Genomic DNA, 754 nt, shown 5'->3' with positions numbered 1-754 from the left:
TAGATCTTCTTGTTAGAATAGTTACTTGAACGGGTGCACTCATACCGACAACGAATAACTGAATTAATGTTTTATTATGATTGTTTGTAAAATCCTCAAATACAGTTTGTGGAGCGGTGGTTTCAAGGAAAACAGATACAGGTATATTCCCATTTGCATTTTCTGCAGAACCAGCTATCGTATGAGTTTCAATAAAACAGTTGTTTTTTTGATTGTTGGAATGCGATTGATTTTTATAATATTTTTTACCATCTTTATAAAAATAATCAGCCATATGAATTTAAAGCTTCCTTCTTTTAGATATCTATATAGTCTATTTAATAAAGTGAAGTAGTGCTTGTACGACATAATAAAATCCGCTCTCGTAATTACCTGAAAATGTTATTTAGAAATTAAAGAGCGCCATTCAAGGCGCTCCCGGATAAAAAATAATATTGAAAAAGAATACCACATTATATTTTATGCATGTTCTTAATAAATGTGCAGTTTTTAACAAAATCCTTATTTGAAAACAAGAAGCCCTAGATTTAGGGCTTCTTGTTTTGGTATTCTCACATGGTTTTTCAAAAAGAATAGAACATATTGAAGATAACATGTGAATGTTTCATAAATGTATCAAAAAAGTGAACAAAATCGTTATTTTAATTAGTTCAGCCCCTTGAAGGGCGCTCCAAGGGGCGAAGATTCGAGAACTTGTAAACTCTTGTTTAATTACATGAAAACTCCCTAAGGAGAATCTATGATATTTTAACAC

At 31.0% G+C, this 754-nt stretch carries 1 pseudogene; it reads right to left on the bottom strand.

Features of this window, described 5'->3' with window-relative positions:
• Positions 1 to 274 (bottom strand): annotated as a pseudogene (locus tag H6481_RS28245) (exosporium protein D); the annotation flags it as partial.
• Positions 275 to 754: the final 480 nt, after the last annotated feature.

This window comes from Bacillus sp. ME78 (assembly GCF_903970865.1).
In the GTDB taxonomy this organism is placed as follows: domain Bacteria; phylum Bacillota; class Bacilli; order Bacillales; family Bacillaceae_G; genus Bacillus_A; species Bacillus_A cereus.
Note: the sequence above shows the minus strand (reverse complement) of the source record. Positions and strands in the feature narration are given on the sequence as shown.